Origin of the sequence: Sulfitobacter marinus, from assembly GCF_900116285.1 — a bacterium.
Taxonomy (GTDB): Bacteria; Pseudomonadota; Alphaproteobacteria; order Rhodobacterales; family Rhodobacteraceae; genus Sulfitobacter; species Sulfitobacter marinus.
In genome coordinates this window covers 639651-658648 of sequence record NZ_FPAJ01000001.1, presented here as the reverse complement: position 1 = coordinate 658648, position 18998 = coordinate 639651, and the positions used below count along the sequence as shown (strand labels likewise).

Sequence of the window (18998 nt, the reverse complement as noted above, 5' to 3'; positions counted from 1 at the left end):
AGGCACCAGATGAAAACCACCACCCGTGCGCTTGTTATTGGGGGCGGCGTTGTTGGCGCGTCGGTTCTGTATCACCTGACCAAACTGGGCTGGAAAGACGTCATGCTGGTCGAACGGTCCGAGCTGACATCGGGTAGTACTTGGCATGCGGCGGGCGGTTTTCACACGCTGAACGGCGATACGAATATGGCTGCGTTGCAGGGCTATACCATCCGTCTGTACAAAGAGCTGGAGGAGATCACCGGCATGTCCTGCGGGCTGCATCATGTCGGTGGTGTAACCCTTGCCGACACGCCGGAACGCTTTGACATGATGTTGGCGGAACGGGCCAAACATCGGTTTATGGGGCTGGATACCGAGATCGTCGGGCCTGAGGAAATTGCCAAAATCGCGCCGATCACCAATCTGGATGGCATCATCGGTGGGTTGTATGATCCCTTAGACGGGCACCTTGACCCGTCGGGCACGACCCACGCCTATGCCAAAGCGGCGCGCATGGGGGGTGCCACGATTGAAACCCATTGCATGGTACGCGAAACAAACCAGCGGGCTGACGGCACATGGGATGTGGAGACCGACAAGGGGACGATCCACACCGAACATCTGATCAACGCAGGCGGGCTTTGGGCGCGTGAAGTTGGGGCCATGGCGGGCGTGTATCTGCCGCTTCACCCGATGGAGCACCAATATATCGTCACCGATGACATCGCCCAGATTTACGAACGTGACGCCGAGCACCCCCATGTGATGGACCCCGCCGGAGAAAGCTATCTGCGCCAGGAAGGGCGCGGGCTGTGTATCGGGTTTTATGAGCAATCCGCGCGGCCATGGGCGGTGGATGGCACGCCTTGGAGTTTCGGGCATGAGCTGCTCCCCGATGACTTTGACAAGATCGAGCAAAGCATTGATTTCGCGTATAAACGTTTCCCCGTTCTGGCCACCGCCGGGGTGAAATCGGTGATCCACGGGCCATTCACCTTTGCCCCCGACGGCAACCCGCTGGTCGGCCCCGTGCCGGGCCTACACAACTATTGGTCGGCCTGCGGTGTGATGGCCGGGTTCTCTCAGGGTGGCGGCGTCGGGTTGATGCTGGCGCAATGGATGATCGAGGGCGAGCCGGAACGCGATGTGATGGCCATGGATGTGGCGCGGTTTGGCGATTGGATCAGCCCCGGCTATACCCTGCCCAAGGTGATCGAGAATTACCAAAAGCGCTTCTCAGTCTCCTACCCAAACGAGGAACTGCCAGCCGCACGCCCGCACCGCACCACGCCGATGTATGATATTTTCAGCGACATGGGCGCGGTGTGGGGCCAGCAATACGGTCTTGAGGTCGCCAATTACTTTGCCCAAGGCGACGAGCCGACATTCGAGACCCCGTCTTTCCGCCGGTCCGACGCGTTCAGCGCCATCGCGCGCGAGGTTACTGCCGTCCGCGCCAGTGTCGGCATTAACGAGGTGCAAAATTTCGGCAAATATCTGGTCACAGGGCCTGATGCGCGGGCATGGCTTGACCGGATCATGGCCGGGCGCATCCCCAAGACAGGGCGCATGTCATTGACGCCGATGCTGTCCGGGAATGGCAAGCTGATCGGCGACTTCACCGTCTCCTGCCTGGGTGATGAAACCTTCCAACTGACCGCATCTTATGGCGCGCAGGCCTATCACATGCGCTGGTTCACCCAGCATCTAAACGGCGATGCCAAAGTAGAAGTTGAAGTTGAAGTTGAGAATATATCGGACAGGCGCAACGGGTTCCAGATCGCGGGGCCGAACGCGGCCAAGCTTCTGCAAGCCTGTAGCCGCGCAGATGTCAGCACGATCAAATTCATGGATGTGCGCGAAATGACCGTCGGCATGGTGAATTGTCTGGTACAGCGGGTCAGCTACACCGGCGATCTGGGGTTCGAGATTTACTGCGATGCGATGGACCAACGTAGCCTTTGGACCACCCTATGGAAGGCAGGCCGCGCCTTTGACATGGCGCCGTTTGGCATGCGCGCGATGATGTCCCTGCGCTTGGACAAGTTTTTTGGCAGTTGGATGTCCGAGTTTTCACCCGATTACACCGCCGCTGAAACGGGGCTGGACCGGTTCATAAATTTCAAGAAAGACGTTGATTTCATTGGGCGATCCGCCGCTGAGATCGAACGGGATAAAGGTCCGGATCGCACGCTTTGCGCCTTTGAGGTTGATAGCATCGACGCCGATGTGCATGGCTACGAGCCGATCTGGCACGACGGTCATGTGGTGGGGTTCTGCACCTCAGGGGGCTATTCGCATTTCGCGCGCAAATCCATCGCGCTGGGCTTTGTCCCGACGAACAGCAAGCGTGAGGGGCTGATGGTCGAGATCGAGATTTTGGGCAAGATGTGCCCTGCCCGATTGATCACCACGCCGCTGTTTGACGCCGACGGCACCCGCATGCGCGGCTAGGGCTTAACCACAGCCCGAAATCCCGTTAATGATAGAGCATGAGCACATCCAACATCCCGATTATCCTGCTTGCTGCAGGTCAATCAACGCGCATGGGCGGGCGCGACAAGCTGCTTGAGGTCGTCGATGGTATGCCCTTACTGAGACGTCAGGCGCTCATGGCTCTGGCAGCTAAGGCGGGTCCGGTATTTGTAACACTGCCACCGTGGCCGCATCCGCGATATGACACAATTGACGATTTAAAGGTAACCATTGTTCCTGTGCCTGATGCTGCCGAAGGGGTGAATACCTCGATCAGGCGCGGTGTTGCCGCCTTACCGCCGGACACCACGGCCGCAATGGTGCTGCTTGCCGACCTGCCCGATCTGACCACAGCGGATCTGGTCACCTGTTTGGCGGCTGTTGATTTCGGGTCAAGCATGTCGATCTGGCGCGGTGCGACACAAGACGGCAAACCGGGGCATCCCATCATCTTTACAGCCCGACATTTTGCTGCCCTGACCGATCTGCGCGGCGACAGCGGCGGACGCGATATCGTAGCGGCGGCACAGGCCCAAACCCATCTTATTCCCCTGCCCGGCAAACACGCCCGCCGTGATCTGGACACACCCGAAGCGTGGGAGACTTGGCGGCGCGAGAACCCGAATAGATAGCGTTTCGATCAGAATACACGGGCGCTGAGGCCGGCTTCATTGCACAAATCGCGTGAAGGATTCACTGTATGAATCCAGCATGATAGCTGGGAGTTGTGAGCAGTTGGTTCCCTACAAGATACCAGACGACCAACTGGTCGTCATACAATGACAGTTTGAAGCGTCGTGGCTCACGGTCGATCCATTGACTGACAGGGCATCACATAGCGATGTCCTGAGAGGTTGGTTTAATCCTGAGATGGTATGGGTACCACCACCGAGCGGCAAACTTGGTCGGCAACAGAACTTTGGTGATGCTTCGATCCAAGCATGTCTCACTTTGAAAGTGCTGTTCGGACTGCCTTTGCGACAGGCCACAGGTTTTATGCAAAGCCTGCTGCAACTTATCGGGCTGGATTGGGCGGTGCCAGACTTCAGCACCCTTTGCCGTCGTCAGAGAACGCTGAACGTAAGCCTGCCATATCGCGGTGAAACTGGTCCGCTGAACTTCTTGATCGATAGCACCGGCATCAACATTGGTGATGCGCTCGTGTTGCCCGATCTCTTGAACGAAATTCCGCCCTACCAAGACATCGACAGTGTCACCGCAGACGGAGCGTACGACACGCGCAAATGCCAGGAAGCCATTGCTGTCAGAAACGCTCACGCGGTGATCCCACCGCGCAAAAATGCCAAACCCTAGAAACCCCCTCTTGTGCATGCTGACATGCACTGTTTGAAACTGATGGGCCAATCGCTCATGGCACGGAACTTCGACAGGCAGGTTGCGGAAATCCAAATCCGTATCGCCGTGCTCAATCGCTATTCTGCGCTTGGCATACCTGTCACTGAGCCCCTAAGCTAAATCCGTATGGGGTAAGGGGAAGAACGTCCTTCACCCGATTTGTGCATCAAAGCCTATAGAAGAGATAAAAGCCGCCACGCCTGCTGTAAACGACCACACCAACAGCGTACTAATAACGGGATATTCGCTTGGTGCAACAGTCAGTGCTGTATTAGATATCATTCTGGAGATACTGATGAGATAGCCATTCACTGGCTCTAACAAGCTTGTCCAACCGTTGGCTGGGAATTGGGGTACAATGTATACGCCGTCTTCGTTCCATACTTGAGGGTTGGAGAGATGAGAACCTCGACGGCTATAGAGTAATGCGACTGCTGATATTGCCGCTATAAGTTCTGGGTTTATTTTTTTCATATACACCCTAGATCAACTAGGCCTATTTGTATGGCCACTTTAAGTGGTGCCAGGCCTGAGTGCGCGAAAGGCAAACAGAGGCTGTTCTAGTTTTTCGACCATTTTGTATTCGAGTTAAGGTGGATCAAGATTCCATGTCAAGCTGCTAATCTCGCTGGTTCTGTTTCACTCGCATAGACCTCGTTTGAGGCCAAACGGGGACAAGATCAATAAGTAACAATCCAGAAGAGGCACGTAAGCACGAGAAAATGATGATTGTGCCTGACGCAACAGGTTGGCGACCAAAATCAGTTGAAATTCGTCATCAATCCGGCTAGCGACTTGCCTAGCGCATAACCTCTTCGGTGTAGGTATTTAGTGACAATGAATTGGAACAGTAAAACAAAATGGTAAAATTTCTTGAACAAGACGTTTGCGAACCGACATATCAACCGCTCATCACGTCTTGGGTCGAGCATGGCCCCTTTGCAATGTGGTTGGTTCAGGCGCTACAGCCGAAGCGGATCGTGGAATTGGGTACCCATTACGGTTATTCGTACTTTGCAATGTGTCAGGCCGTAAAGCAGGCTAAACTTTCGACCGAATGCTTCGCCGTTGATACATGGGCTGGTGACGAACATTCAGGCCTGTATTCTGAAGATGTTTTTGATTGTGTACGTGCTGAAAACAAACAGTATGATGGCTTCAGCACCCTTTTGAGAAAAACATTTGACGAAGCGCTAAGCGACATTAAAGATGGTAGCATCGACTTGCTGCATGTAGACGGGCGTCATTTTTACGAAGATGTGAAACACGACTTTGAGAGCTGGGTGCCAAAACTCTCCAAGCGGGCGGTTGTACTATTTCACGATACGGTTGTTCAGGAACGGGGTTTTGGCGTCTACAAATACTGGGCTGAAATTTCAGATAGTCATCCGTCGTTCAATTTCACCCATTGTCACGGTCTTGGCGTCCTTTTGTGGGGGCCAGAAGTGCCGCTTGATGTTCAAAATCTTGTACCGCTATCGCATGCAAAAGGTGGCCCAGGTATTATTGAGAGTTTCTTTGAGGCTGTTGGCGCGTCTGCTACCCAAAAACGTTTATTGGAAGATAAAGCTGAGCAAATTAGAGCTGAGCAAATTGAAGCGGCTCAAATTAGAGCTGCGCAAATTGCAGCTGAAACGGCTGCACAGATCGGGGAAGCTGAAGGAAATATCAAAAAGCTCGCAGGGCTTTTGGCGGATGCGCGTAGACGCCCGCTCAAACAGTTTAAACGGCTGATCGTTCGGCAGCTTCTTCTGGCGCTGTCGAAGGCAAGCCCTCCGTTATCAAAACGGACCGCAAAGCGGTTTACGCGTTCTGCCGAAAAGCGAGATCCAAATCGCTCGGAAATCAGACGCGAACGCTCTGCCAACAGTTATGAAAATATCCTTGAAGAGTGGTCCAGACAACGTCTCGCCATGTCCAAAGAAACCAATGACCTTGTGCAACGGCTATCAGATGGGCCAATGTTTTCGGTTATTGTGCCAGTCTATAACACCGAGCCAAAACTGCTTCGGGAGATGATCAATTCTATCCTTAACCAAAGCTACGCGAACTGGGAACTTTGTATCGCTGACGATGCCTCGACCGATATGCGCACCCAAGAAGTTCTGCGCGATGCTGCAAAATCTGACAACCGCATCAAAGTCGTGTTCCGTACAGAAAACGGCCATATCAGTAACGCGTCGAACAGCGCCATTGAGGTTGCAAATGGCGATTTTCTTGTGTTGGTCGATCATGATGATCTACTTGACCGCGATGCGCTGTTACACGTGGCAGAGGTTATTGACCAATATCCAGATGCAAAAATCATTTATACAGATGAGGATAAAATCCGCGAAGATGGCACCCGCTATGACCCACATTTCAAACCGGATTGGAATCGTGAGCTGCTTTACAGCATTAATTACGTTTCGCATTTGGGATGTTACGATACACAACTGGTGAAAAAAATCGACGGTTTCCGTGTTGGTTTTGAAGGCGCACAAGATCACGATCTGTTGCTGCGGTGTCTGGCGCATGTATCAGACGCCCAAATCCAACATATCCCTAAAGTATTGTATTCATGGCGTGCTTCGCCAGGGAGCACGGCAGATTCGGCCGACGCTAAACTTTATGCTTGGGACGCGGGCGTACGCGCTGTTTCGGCTGCTCTAACTGAGCAGCACGGGCAAGAAATTGAAGTTGCAAGGGGGCCCCACCCGTTCACCTACATACCCCGCTGGCCAAATGATGCAGAGCCTTCCGTAACCATCATTATTCCGACACGTGATCGGCTGGACATAACCAAACTGACGGTGGACTCAATCCTTGAAAAGACAGATTATGAAAACTATGAAATTATCATAGTTGACAACGGAAGTATAGAACCGGAAACGCTGGCGTGGTTTGAAAAAATTTCTCGTTCTGCTTGTGTACGCGTCATTCGAGACGATGGGCCCTTCAACTATTCTGCGCTGAACAACAAAGCCGTGGCTCAAACCAAGGCCGACATTGTCGCGCTGGTCAACAACGACATCGAAATAATCTCAAAAGGGTGGCTGCGTGAAATGGTAAGCCTCGCCAGCCGCCCGGATGTCGGTTGTGTCGGAGCAAAGCTATATTACCCTGACAATCGTATCCAACATGCAGGCGTGATTGTCGGAATAGGAAGGGTGGCTGGACATGCATTCAAGCGCGCGATGCGATCAGACTTTGGATACTTCGCGCGACTAAATTTACCCCAAGAATACACCGTTGTTACGGGGGCCTGTCTAGTTGTGCGCAGGGACGTTTACAATGCGGTTGGTGGTTTGAATGAGGAACACCTTGCTGTTGCATTCAACGACGTGGATTTGTGCTTGAAGATAAAGGCGGCAGGGTATCGCAATCTGTGGACCCCACTTGCCGAAATGTATCACCATGAATCTGCCTCTCGCAAAACTGATGATACCCCCGAAAAAAAGGCACGTTTTGATAGTGAATTTCAATATATGATTGATAAGTGGCAAACCGACACTTTTGAAGATCCTGCCTATAATCCCAATCTTTCGTTAGATCATGAAGATTTTAGGTTTGGAGCGGCGCGATGGTGAAAAAGACAAATTCAGCCGCGTGGAAGCATTCGTAAGGGAACAGGTGGTCAAAGCGAACAACTGCGCGACCTCGATAATCACAGTCACATCTGGCCAGTCAGTACCGAAAATGGCCGGATAAGTTCTACGAATGCAAACGGTTAAAAATGGCGGATTAGATTTCTTTTGAAAAATATTCCGAGTACTGCGTCATGATATCCGGCAAACGTGCGATGGTGCCAGACAGATGTGTGCGCATGGCATCGGTGGCGGCGTGCCGGTCACCCGAACGGATAGTTTCGACAATGTTGTCATGTAGGTTGACCACTGATTCCAGCTTGCCTTCGCTTGGCAAATCCAGATTTCTTAGTCGCGTCATCTGGATCGTGCGTTCGGACGAAAACTGATACAATGTGCCCTGCCCCGCAAGTTCAAATAGCGCTTGGTGAAAATCTGCGTCGAGTTTTCGAAACAGATCCAGTTGATCGTGGTCTTCCAGCAGAACGCGTTGCATTTTCACGATCGCCGACACTTTGTTCAGAGGTTCTTTGTCTTTCATCGCGGCAAGGGTGTTGACGACCTCACACTCAACGGCGGTGCGCAGGAAATGTTCGCGCTGCAGCTGGCCGCGGTCGATGCTGGTAACAACGGTGCGGGATTGGCGAAAGGTGGCGACCAGCCCGTCGCGTTCAAGCTGTTGGATTGCTTCGCGCAGGGGTGACGCGCTGACGCCGAATTGTTGCGCCAGATCAGGGCGCGACAAACGCTGCCCAGGCGGTATCGCCAAAGAAATGATCTGCGCGCGCAATGCCTCGTAAACGCGTGTCGAGGCTGGAAGATGCGGCGCTGGCGCTGTTACATCAATCCCGTTCACCTGAATTTCCCCGGACTGTAACATCGCGATAACCTTTTCAAAAAACTGCCCATGCTACATCAGCGCATTGGGCAGTGCCGTGGACAAGGACGGTAGCATTGCAAGGACAATAAAGAAAACAAGCAGGGCGAAAAAGAATGGCAAAGCTGCGCGTGTGTAGGCCCCTGTTTTGACGTCCAGTATCCCGCACACGGTAAACATGATCACCCCGACAGGCGGTGTCAGCCCGCCCAGATTGATCAAAAGCACCATCAAGATGCCCATATGGATCGGGTCAAAACCTGCGGCCGTCAGCACTGGCATGACAATTGGTGTAACCAGAAGAATATTGGCGGCACCTTCCAGAAACATCCCTGAAATCACCAAAACCCCTGTGATCATCAAAAGAATTATTGCGGGGTTATCGGACAAGGTTGTGACAAATTCGGTCACTTTCTGCGGTGCGCGTTCGATCGTGATCGCATAACCCAGCACGCCCGCCATCATGATCAACAACATAATCATGCCCAAATCATGCAGGGATGTTTCCAGCGCCTCGAACATTTTGGCGAGGGTCAGTTCGTGATAGATGAAGATGCCGATGAACAGTGCATAGAACACCAAAAACGCGCCTGCCTCGGTTGCGGTGAATATCCCGAACCGAAAGCCCACGATCAAGATGATTGGAAACATCAGCGCCCAGACACTGTCTTTGAAACTGGCCCAAAGTTCGCCGCGCGTGGGCGGTGAGGCAAGCACGGGTGCATAGCCGTTACGCTTTGCGATCACCCATGCGGTGAACATCAAGACCAGAGTCAGAATGGCCCCTGGCACGATCCCCGCAAGAAACAAACGCCCGATGGATACTTCGTTGATAAAGCCAAACAGGATAAGCCCGATTGACGGCGGGATTGTCGCTGTGATGATCGACCCGAACGCAAGGATCGCGGCGGTCATCGGTTTGGAAAATCCCTGCGCGATCATTGAGGGCCCCAACAACCGGCTTTCCATCGACGCATCTGCGACTGCCGAGCCTGAGATCCCCCCCATCATAAATGACAGGATGATCGACACCTGCGCGAGCCCCCCAGCAAGCCATCCGGTCAGCAGTTTAGAAAAGTTCACCAACCTGTCGGTAATGCCCGTGATGTTCATCAGGTTACCGGCAAGAATAAAGAACGGCACTGTCAGCAAAGGAAAGCTTTGTGTTGCCGAAACCATCTTTTGGATCGCGACAGTAGGCGGCATCGTTCCGGTGATCACAAATACCGGAATAGCTGCAATTGCCAGCGCAAACGCGACAGGCTGGCCCAGCAACAGAAATAGCATGAAAAGCACTGCAATCAGGATCAGCATCTAAAGGGTATCTTTCATAAATGACGTGCCGCGCCACACAGCATAGGTCTGCGCAATCATGGTGCGCAGCAAAAGGCAAAGCCCTACAACCATCGACGCATGCAGGTATGACCCGTGCATCTGCGTAGCCCCGATCAACCGCGGATGCATCAGATGCGCGTTGTGCCAAGCGTAGTACAACAAAAGCCCCAGCAGGATGATCAGAACGGCGCGGTTAAACAGCTCAAGCAGCCGTTTTCTTGCGGGCGACAGCGCGTCAGACAGCAGTGACAACCCGAAATGGCGTCCGTTTTGCATGGCAAGATCCGCGCTTAGCATGCACAGCCAGACAAGACAAAGCTGGGCAATTTCAACCGACCAGATGATCGGGCTGCCAACCACACGGGCGATGGATGCAATTGCGACAAGAACGACAATCGCAACCAGAAGCAGGACGGCGCAGACTGTTTCGACACGTTGGCCAAAGTTGGTAGCATGACGAAACATTCTGCGCCCTCCCTTTTTTTGCAGACTACTCCGCGATGATCTCGCGGACAATCGCGGCCTCTGCCTCAAGGTTCAGCATCGGGAAAACACCCGCGACCGCTTCTTTGAAGGGTGCAAGATCAACCTCGGACACTGTGACGCCCGCAGCGGCAACATTGGCCAACGCCTCTTCGCCCAACTCGATTGTCAATGCAGACGCATAGCGACCGTTTTCAACTGCCAGATTGCGCACAATGGCCTGATTTTCGGCGGACAGTTCGTTCCAGCTTTCGGTTGAAACGACAAGCGCGGTCACCAGTTGGATGTGCCCTGTCTTGGTCACGTGGTTGATCACCTCAAACAGTTTGGCACCCCAAATCGCGGTGGGCTGTGCTTCTGCGGCGTCAATCGTGCCAAGCTGCAAGGCGGAATAAACCTCGCCCCATGCGATTGGTGTCGGCTCGGCACCCATTGCGCGAATGGTTTCGATCCAGACGGGTGCACCGATTGTGCGCATTCGGACGCCTGCCAGGTCAGCAGGACCTGTAACCGGATCCTGTGTCAGCGCGTGGCGCGCGCCTTGATACCAGTTTGACGCCAGCATCACGAGGCCGGCCTCTTCTACCAGCTCATCACCCCAGCCCAGATAGACATCTGATCCCGCGAATTTGTCGGCCTGATCATATGTGTCAAACAAGAACGGGGCCGACATTATCGCCAGCGACGGCACAAATGACGACAGGCGCGCGACATCTGTGATCGTGCCGACATTTGCACCCGCGCGGGCCTGGTCGATCATTTCGGTAGTATCGCCAAGCTGGCTGTTGTGGAAAATCTCCACAACGACATCGCCGCCTGTTGCTTCTGCGACTTCGCTGGCAAATTTATCCAGCCCCTGACCCATCGGGTCATCGGGGGCCAGAACTGTCCCGATCCTAAGCGTGGTTTCGGCGGATGCTGTTCCTGCGATGGTAAAGCCCGCGACAACAGCCGCGGCAAGTATGCGCATTTTTTTTGAATGTTTCATGTTGTTTTCCTCCCTAAATGGCGTGATGACCAAACCCCCAACTGATATATTAGTTGAAGTGGGACATTAATTATACGAAAAGAATTATGTCAACCACCATTCAAAATAGCCAATATGGCAAGGGTATTATGACCTACGACATCGTCGACGCACTCTTTGTACCACTCACACAGACCCGCGCCAAACTGGGCGAAAGCCCTGTGTGGTCTGACGCGCATGACGCCATTTGGTGGGTGGACATCCAAGGGCACAAGGTTCTCCGGACCACACTAGCAGGCGAAACGCAGGCATGGACAACACCGGAGATGCCGGGCTTTGTGCAATGTATTGGGCGCGACGTTTTTATCGGAATGCAAAGCGGTATTTTTGTGTTCGACGATCAGGCGGCGACCTTTCACAAGGTCGCGCCACTTTACCTAGAGAATCAACGGTTCAATGATGCCTGTACCGATGCCCAAGGGCGTATCTGGGCGGGGACGATGGACATCGACAACCAGCACGCCAACGGGGTTCTGTATTTGTTTGACCCCGCCGCCCTGACGCTGACATCCAAAGCCGAGGGCTCTCGCACCATCAACGGATTGGCGTGGGATAACCGCAATCAGCGCCTGTTTTTCTCCGACTCGCACCCCAGCATCCAGACCGTCTGGACCGTTAAGATCAATCAACACGATACCATGTCCCCCCGAACCGTTTTTGCGCGGTTTGACGATCTGTCAGGCCGACCGGACGGGGCCGCGATTGACGCAAAGGGGCGCTACTGGATTGCGGGGGTCGGTGGCGGCGCGATCTATTGTTTTGAACCCGATGGGACACTTGGCACGAAATACAATGTGCCGTTTCAGTCGCCGACAAAGCCCGCCTTTGTGCCGCCAGATAACCACGCGATGGTCCTGACATCGTTCACTGACAACGGCGACGACGGCAAGCTTGGGATATATCGCGGCGATTTGTGACGCAGCCAACTGGCCGTTGTCTAAAAGAACGCGGGGTGGCGCGCCATGATCATGTCAATCTGGCCCAAGGTGCCGGACAGGTGGGTCCGCACTTGGTTTTCTGCGTCATCTGCGTCTTTGCGTTCGATCGCCGCGACAATTGCGCTGTGCGCCTTGATGATTTCTTTGGTCTTGCCCGCAACGGGCAGATTAAGTTTTCGCAGCCGGTCAATCTGGCCAGACCTTTCGTCAATCAAATGCCAGAGATTTTCCAGACCCGCAGCGGTGAACAACGCTTTGTGGAATGCACGGTCGAGTTCCTGAAAATACGGCAGATCGTCTGCGTCAAATGCAGACTTTTGACGCGTGATGATTACCTTGGCTTCTGCGACACAGTCATCGGTACCAGACGTGGCCAACTTTCTGACCACTTCGGTTTCTAGCGACACGCGCAAGAATTGCGTTTCGCGTGCTTGATCGATGTTGATACGCGACACTTCGGTTTTGGATTGGGGAAAGATCACCAACAGGCCTTCTTCCTCCAGTTTAAGCATCGCGTCGCGCACGGGGGTCTGACTGACGCTATAGAAATCCGCGATCTCGACACGCGACAGGTTCAGACCGGGCACAAGTTCCAGGTCTATGATGCGGTTGCGCAATGCCTCATAGACCTGCTGGCTGATGGATGTCTTGCGCAGCGGTCCGCGCATCGGGGGCACGGCGTTGGCGGGTGGGGGCGTGTTTTGGTCGTTCATTCGAAATGCTCAATACTGATTTTTAGCTGCCTGTCGTCGCACCATAGAACAGGCTTGCTCCTAAGGCACTAATATATTAGTATATAAGACTGCGGAGGAGGAGAGCGCCGCATTTTTCCATTGGGAGAAAATAATGAGACTCATAAAACACGCGCTGCTTATGGCGACGGTTTGTGTTACGGCAAACGCTGCGACCGCTGAAACATTCACAATTCAAACTTCATTTAACGCCGGAGATTTCTCAACCCAGTACCTGACCGAAACTTGGCTGCCAAAAATTTCACAGATGACCGAAGGTCGTGTTGAGATCGTCTTCACACCGAACGGATCGGTTGTTCCGGCGCGCGAAACACCAGAGGCCGTGGCCGTTGGCGTGCTTGACGGTAATTTCACATCCGTGAACTACTTTGCCGGACTGGAACCCGCATTTGCGATCATGGGTGATCTGATTTCAGGATATGATACCCCGCAACAGATGCTTGGATTTTGCCGCGATGGTGGCGGTGAGGCGATGATGCAGCGCGCGGTTGATGAAATCACCCAAGGCGAAGTGCATGTTGTGGCCTGTGGCCCCTACTCACGCGAAGCGTTGCCGGCCCGCACCCCGATCCGCACGTTCGAAGATCTGGCAGGGCAGAAAATCCGGTCCCCCGAAGGATTGGCCGCAGCCGTTTTTCAGGCCGCAGGGGCGTCACCTGTCTCTATCCCGTTTTCGGAAGTGTTCGGCGCACTTGAAAAGGGGATCGTCGATGCTGCGGATGCATCGGCTTATGTAAACAACGACCGGACGGGCCTGCACGATGTGGCACCCTACCCGCTTTACCCTGGCATCCACTCAATGCCGTCCATGCAGTTCACGATCAGCACGGCCAAATGGGAAACGCTGTCAGCGGACGATCAGGCCGCACTGCGGACGTGGTGGTATGATGCCATGTACGCGATGGCCGAAGAGGTGTCGAAACTTGATGTTGAACTGGCCACCCGCGACGATGCATCGGATGATATCGAAGTGATCAACTGGGCGCAGGTCGACCGCGACAAGCTGCGGGCGGTGGCACGCGAACAATGGGAAGTTTTCGCCCAAAAATCCGATCTGGCCCAAGAAGCGCTGGAAGCTCACATCGCTTACATGACAGAAATCGGTTTGTTTTCTGAATGAATTTGCGAGTGTCGCCCATCTTGGCATGGGCGACACTATATTTTCCTAGATCAGGGGTAGCGATGAAACGCTTGCTTGCCCGCTGGGCCGATTTCATGAGCCACTTCAGTGTCTTTATCGGCCAAGGCTGCTCAGTTCTTTATTTTGCCTGCATCGCGATATCCGCGTTTGAGGTCGTGATGCGCTACGGATTTGATCGCCCGACGGTTTGGTCAACCGAACTGGCCATGACGCTTTGCGCAACCGCTTGGGTGATGTCAGTCGGCTATGTCACCGAACGCAAACGGCATATTTCCATCACCATGCTAGAGCTGATGGTCGGGCGAAAAATCTGGCGCGCATTTGAACTGTTGCAACAGCTGATTGCCTTTGCGGCCATCCTTGTACTCACATTTGCGCTATGGGGCCCTGCAATGAAAGTCCTTGGCCGGACCGAGCATTCGGGCACTGCCTTCAACTCGATCCAGCCGACGCTGTTTAAGGTGATGATCGTTGTGGGGTGCATTCTTTATCTGGCTCAGTTGGCGGCGAATATCGTTCGCTGGGCCCAAGACGAACAAAGGGACATGTCCGTTGGGAATTGAAATCATCACACTGCTGATTGTGGTCTCGCTGTTTTGCTTGATGGCACTTGGCGTCCCGCTGGGCATCACCACGCTCACGGTGTCTTTGGCGACTGCGGTGCTCTATTTTGGCGTACGTGCAGGGTATTTCATCGTTGCGGCCAACGTCAGCGAAGTCTTGCATAAATACGAACTGATCGCGGTGCCGTTCTTTGTGTTTATGGCGAACGTGCTTGAGCGTTCGGGGATCGCCAAATCGCTTTTTGATTCCATGGCAATTCTGGGCGGACGGTTCCGCGGATCGGTTGGGGTGCAAACCTGCATCGTGGCTGTCGTATTGGCCGCGATGTCGGGGATAATGGGTGGCGAAATCGTCATGCTGGGCCTGATTGCGCTGCCGCAGATGTTGCGGCTTGGGTATGATAAAAAGCTGTCAATCGGCATCATCTGTGCAGCAGGAGCCCTAGCCACACTGATCCCGCCGTCTGTCGTGTTGATCATCTACGGGCTGGCCGCGCAGGTTTCGATTACAAAGCTGTTTGCGGCTTCGGCCACGCCGGGGCTTTTGCTGGCGTCGCTTTATATCGCCTACATCCTCGCACGGGTCCGTTTGAACCCTGCACTGGCCCCGATCTACGACATCCCGGAAACGGGTTTGCCTTTGTTCAAGCGGTTGAAATTCATGAAGGGGGTGATCCTGCCCGCTGTGTTGATCGGAACCGTGCTTGGCGTGATCTATTCCGGCGTGGCCACCGTGATCGAGGCCGCTGCGATCGGGGCTGTTGGCGCGCTGGTTGTGGCCGCAGCACAAGGTGAGCTGCGCTGGACGATGGCACGCGATGCGATGCGCCAAACGGTGCTGACGGTGGGGTCTATCATCTGGCTGGTGCTGGGTGCTGTTTCGCTGATTGGCATCTATAACCGGATTGGCGGGGGCGAGTTTTTGCACGGACTGCTGACCGGCCTGGACGTGCCCCCGCTGATGGTCATCGCGGTGATGATGTTGATTGTCATGTTGCTGGGCACATTTCTGGAGTGGATCGCGATTATCTTTATCACGGTGCCGATCTTTGCACCGGTTGTAATCGACCTAGGGTTTGATCCGATCTGGTTTGGCGTCCTTTTTGCGATGAACATTCAGATTTACTATCTTTCACCGCCCTTTGGACCTGCGTGTTTCTTTCTGAAATCCGTGGCACCCAAAGGGGTCGAGCTTCAGGACATCTTTGTTGCAGTTCTTCCGTTTATCGCGCTGCAAATAGTCGGGCTGTTTCTTGTGCTGTTTTTCCCCCAGTTGGCGCTTTGGCTGCCAGCGATGATGGATTGAGGTCGCACAATGGAGAACCCAAAACTCACCAAGCAGGATGAAGACATCTCTGCCCCCGAATTCACCCACGAAGAAACGCAAGACGACACCAAACATGGGAATTGGCCAGAAGTTCTGGGCGTGGTCCTGACGGCGGTTCTTGTGTGGCTTATGTTCGCATTCACTGGATGACCCGATGACACAAAAAATTGCAAAAGACCTCAGATCAGCGCGTTGGTTTGCCCCTGACGATTTGCGCACCTTCGGACATAAAAGCCGCATGATGCAGCTAGGTTACGCCGAAGATGATTTTCGCGACAAACCCGTGATCGGCATTCTGAACACATGGTCGGAACTCAATACCTGTCACGCGCATTTCCGCGAAAGGGCACAGGACGTAAAACGCGGGGTGTTGCAGGCTGGCGGGTTCGGTGTGGAGCTGCCGTCGCTGTCGGTGGATGAAAGTTTCACCAAACCGACCTCGATGATGTACCGCAACATGCTGGCCATGGAAACCGAAGAAATGATCCGGTCGCACCCCCTTGATGGGGTCGTGCTGATGGGGGGCTGTGACAAGACCACGCCGGGGCTGGTGCTGGGGGCGATTTCCGCAGGCGTGCCGCTGATTTATTTGCCCGCAGGTCCGATGCTGCGCGGCAATTATGCGGGGCGGATTTTGGGATCAGGGTCGGATGCGTGGAAATACTGGGACGAACGCCGCGCGGGTAATATCAGCGACGCGGAATGGCTGGGCGTGCAAGGCGGGATCGCCCGCTCGGCGGGCACCTGCATGACGATGGGCACAGCATCGACCATGACGGCAATCGCCGATGCGATGGGGATCACCCTGCCCGGTGCATCGTCAATCCCAGCAGTGGATGCAGGGCACCAACGCATGAGCGCGGCCTGCGGACGCCGCATCGTTGACATGGTCTGGGAGGACCTGACCCCCGAAAAGATCATCACCGCGCCAGCCTGTCGTAATGCGGCAGTTGTGGCGATGGCGACGGGCTGTTCGACCAACGCCGTTGTGCATCTGATCGCGATGGCGCGCCGCGCGGGCGTTGATCTGACCCTTGATGATCTTGATGATCTGGGCCGCAAGACACCGCTGATCACCAACGTGCGCCCCTCTGGTCAGGATTACCTGATGGAAGATTTCTATTATGCGGGTGGCCTGCGCGCGCTGATGAAGCAAATCGAATCCATGCTTGATACAAACTGCCTGACCGTCACAGGCCGGTCGATGGGTGAAAACCTGCAAGGCGCCGAGGTCTACAATGATGACGTCATCCGCCCCTTATCAAACCCCGTCTACAAAGAAGGGTCTTTGGCCGTGTTGCGTGGCAATCTGTGCCCTGACGGGGCCGTGATCAAACCGGCGGCCTGTGATCCCAAGTTTTATCAGCACCAAGGGCCTGCTTTGGTGTTCGATAGCTATCCCGAAATGAAAGAATCGGTCGATGATGAGAACCTGACAATCACACCCGACACAGTGATGGTGCTACGCAACGCTGGGCCGCAGGGCGGGCCGGGATTTCCTGAATGGGGCATGTTGCCGATCCCCAAGGCACTGATCAATCAAGGCCAGCGCGATATGCTGCGCATCTCAGACGCGCGCATGTCTGGCACCTCCTACGGGGCCTGCGTGCTGCACGTGGCCCCTGAAAGCTATGTGGGCGGCCCGCTTGCGCTGTTGCAAACCGGTGATATCGTGCAGTTGGATCTGGACGCACGCCGATTGGACATGTTGGTTGATGATGACGAATTGGCCCGTCGTCGCGCTGCATGGCAGGCCCCAAAGGGCCGTTATGAACGCGGCTACGGCTATTTTTATGCGAAACATGTGACGCAGGCCGACAAAGGCTGCGACTTTGATTTTCTTGAAACTGGGTTTGGCCGCACTGCCGACGAACCCGATATTTTCTAAAGGAACGATATGGCCGACTATGTTCTTTCCGATGAGACGCGCAAACAGCTGATGCGCGTCTCGACCGCCTCGATTGCTACACAATTGTTCAAACGGGGGCTGCGCAACCAGTTCATCCAAGGGGTGTCTGCTGTCTCTGCCAAAGACGAAACCATGGTCGGGCAGGCCTTTACCCTGCGCTATATTCCCGCCCGCGAAGATCGCAACCCGCTTGAGGTTTTCCGCAACGCCGATCACCCCCAGCGGGTCGCTGTGGAAACCTGCCCCGAAGGACATGTGCTGGTGATGGATGCCCGCAAGGACGCGCGCGCGGCAACGGCGGGGTCAATCCTTGTGACGCGGTTGGCCGTGCGCGGATGCGCTGGCGTCGTATCAGACGGTGGTTTTCGCGATGCCCACGGGATCGGCGAACTTGATATGCCCGCGTTCTGCGCCAGACCCTCAGCCCCTACAAACCTGACCCTGCACGAAGCCATCGAAATCAACGGTCCGATCGCCTGTGGCGATGTCGCGGTCTTTCCCGGGGATGTGGTTGTAGGTGACCGCGACGGCGTGATGGTGATCCCTGCGCATCTGGCCGATGAAATCGCCGATGTCTGTTCTGGCATGGAAAGCTTTGAGGATTTTGTTCTTGAAGAGGTCATGAACGGCACGCCGATCATCGGGCTGTATCCCTGCACCATCGAGGAAAACCAGCAAAAATTTGCTGCTTGGCGTAAACGGACGGGCCGCTAGGCAACCACCTGCCCATCTGGGTTGGGACAAGCGGACGATTGCGCGACGTGATTTTCGGGGGATTGACGGGACCGTGACGACCTTTGCGATTGTCGAAAGGATGCGGGGTTGTCTGCTCCCATCCCATGTGCAGCAGCAGGAGAAAGGCCACCAAAGAAGCAGCCTTTCTCCTTCTTTTGCTATTCAGGTTACTGCGTCTGGGCCACATTGGGTTGCCAGAAACCGTATCTGTCACCTCGGCTTGCAATACGTCCCAATGCTCGACGGTTTTACCATCTGAAACGCGCATATTATCAACGCCGATCATGGGTTCCGGGGCAAAACCAACGACCCGGAAATGGATGGCCACCAGCCCCTGATCTTCGTCTGCGATGACATTACCAATCTGGTAGGAAAATCCTTCTGGCATATTGGCAGCAAACCCTTTGAGCGTGTCCAGCCCCTTCGGAAACATCGGGTTGTGCTGAATATAGTCAGGGTCGAAATAAGCATCGATTGCGGCTACATCGCGGTCGATGAAAACGGCCTTCAAGCCATTGATCGCGATGTCACG

Annotated in this window: 17 protein-coding genes and 1 pseudogene; 11 read left to right on the top strand and 7 right to left on the bottom strand. The window is 54.5% G+C overall.

The window, feature by feature from the left end; all coding sequences use genetic code 11:
* Positions 1-9 precede the first annotated feature (9 nt).
* The 3 genes and pseudogenes from BM347_RS03230 (at position 10) to BM347_RS03220 (ending at position 3933) form a co-directional block, all read left to right on the top strand.
* Positions 10-2436 (top strand): GcvT family protein, encoded by a 2427-nt coding sequence (locus tag BM347_RS03230; protein WP_093914952.1) that lies wholly within the window; start codon positions 10-12, stop codon positions 2434-2436.
* Positions 2437-2474: 38 nt separating this feature from the next.
* Positions 2475-3089, top strand: a complete 615-nt coding sequence (locus BM347_RS03225) for a nucleotidyltransferase family protein (protein WP_093914951.1) — start codon at positions 2475-2477, stop codon at positions 3087-3089.
* A 95-nt stretch (positions 3090-3184) separates the two neighbouring features.
* Positions 3185-3933: pseudogene (locus tag BM347_RS03220) on the top strand (transposase).
* 30 nt (positions 3934-3963) lie between these two features.
* Here BM347_RS03220 and BM347_RS17430 read toward each other — a convergent pair.
* Entirely contained in the window at positions 3964-4287 is a 324-nt protein-coding gene (locus BM347_RS17430) for a hypothetical protein (RefSeq protein WP_139226443.1), read from the bottom strand.
* Between the two features lie 386 nt (positions 4288-4673).
* Between BM347_RS17430 and BM347_RS03215 the strand changes: the two genes are divergently transcribed.
* Positions 4674-7382, top strand: coding sequence for a glycosyltransferase (locus BM347_RS03215; RefSeq protein WP_093914950.1), 2709 nt, complete (start codon positions 4674-4676; stop codon positions 7380-7382).
* Between the two features lie 154 nt (positions 7383-7536).
* Here BM347_RS03215 and BM347_RS03210 read toward each other — a convergent pair whose 3' ends face one another.
* From BM347_RS03210 to BM347_RS03195, 4 genes are read right to left on the bottom strand one after another with little or no spacing between them, the layout of a single operon-like run.
* Entirely contained in the window at positions 7537-8259 is a 723-nt protein-coding gene (locus tag BM347_RS03210; protein WP_093914949.1) for a GntR family transcriptional regulator, read from the bottom strand.
* Between the two features lie 30 nt (positions 8260-8289).
* Positions 8290-9570, bottom strand: coding sequence for a TRAP transporter large permease (locus BM347_RS03205; protein WP_093914948.1), 1281 nt, complete (start codon positions 9568-9570; stop codon positions 8290-8292).
* Positions 9571-10056, bottom strand: a complete 486-nt coding sequence (locus tag BM347_RS03200) for a TRAP transporter small permease (protein WP_093914947.1) — start codon at positions 10054-10056, stop codon at positions 9571-9573.
* Between the two features lie 25 nt (positions 10057-10081).
* Positions 10082-11062, bottom strand: a complete 981-nt coding sequence (locus BM347_RS03195; protein WP_217644003.1) for a C4-dicarboxylate TRAP transporter substrate-binding protein — start codon at positions 11060-11062, stop codon at positions 10082-10084.
* Between the two features lie 86 nt (positions 11063-11148).
* On the opposite strand from BM347_RS03195, the gene BM347_RS03190 reads away from it, so the two are divergent.
* Complete coding sequence (locus BM347_RS03190; protein WP_093914946.1) at positions 11149-12018, top strand: SMP-30/gluconolactonase/LRE family protein; 870 nt, start codon at positions 11149-11151, stop codon at positions 12016-12018.
* 20 nt (positions 12019-12038) lie between these two features.
* Here the strand turns inward: BM347_RS03190 and BM347_RS03185 are convergent, their stop codons facing one another.
* Positions 12039-12752: a GntR family transcriptional regulator gene (locus tag BM347_RS03185; protein WP_245764167.1), complete on the bottom strand. Its 714-nt coding sequence runs from the start codon at positions 12750-12752 to the stop codon at positions 12039-12041.
* Between the two features lie 133 nt (positions 12753-12885).
* Between BM347_RS03185 and dctP the strand changes: the two genes are divergently transcribed.
* The 6 genes from dctP (at position 12886) to BM347_RS03160 (ending at position 18445) form a co-directional block, all read left to right on the top strand.
* Positions 12886-13911 carry a TRAP transporter substrate-binding protein DctP gene (dctP, locus tag BM347_RS03180; protein ID WP_093914945.1) on the top strand — a complete coding sequence of 342 codons (1026 nt, stop codon included), beginning with the start codon at positions 12886-12888 and terminating at the stop codon, positions 13909-13911.
* Positions 13912-13973: 62 nt separating this feature from the next.
* On the top strand, positions 13974-14495 hold the full coding sequence (locus BM347_RS03175; protein ID WP_093914944.1) for a TRAP transporter small permease subunit: 522 nt from the start codon (positions 13974-13976) through the stop codon (positions 14493-14495).
* Positions 14485-15801, top strand: a complete 1317-nt coding sequence (locus tag BM347_RS03170) for a TRAP transporter large permease (protein WP_093914943.1) — start codon at positions 14485-14487, stop codon at positions 15799-15801. The genes BM347_RS03175 and BM347_RS03170 overlap by 11 nt, the downstream gene beginning before the upstream one ends.
* A 9-nt stretch (positions 15802-15810) precedes the next feature.
* Complete coding sequence (locus tag BM347_RS17515; protein WP_175498475.1) at positions 15811-15972, top strand: hypothetical protein; 162 nt, start codon at positions 15811-15813, stop codon at positions 15970-15972.
* A 4-nt stretch (positions 15973-15976) separates the two neighbouring features.
* Complete coding sequence (araD, locus tag BM347_RS03165; RefSeq protein WP_093914942.1) at positions 15977-17710, top strand: L-arabinonate dehydratase; 1734 nt, start codon at positions 15977-15979, stop codon at positions 17708-17710.
* A 9-nt stretch (positions 17711-17719) separates the two neighbouring features.
* Entirely contained in the window at positions 17720-18445 is a 726-nt protein-coding gene (locus tag BM347_RS03160) for a ribonuclease activity regulator RraA (protein ID WP_093914941.1), read from the top strand.
* On the opposite strand, the gene BM347_RS03155 is transcribed toward BM347_RS03160, so the two are convergent.
* Entirely contained in the window at positions 18369-18977 is a 609-nt protein-coding gene (locus tag BM347_RS03155) for a nuclear transport factor 2 family protein (protein ID WP_217644002.1), read from the bottom strand. The genes BM347_RS03160 and BM347_RS03155 overlap by 77 nt on opposite strands.
* Positions 18978-18998 lie beyond the last annotated feature (21 nt).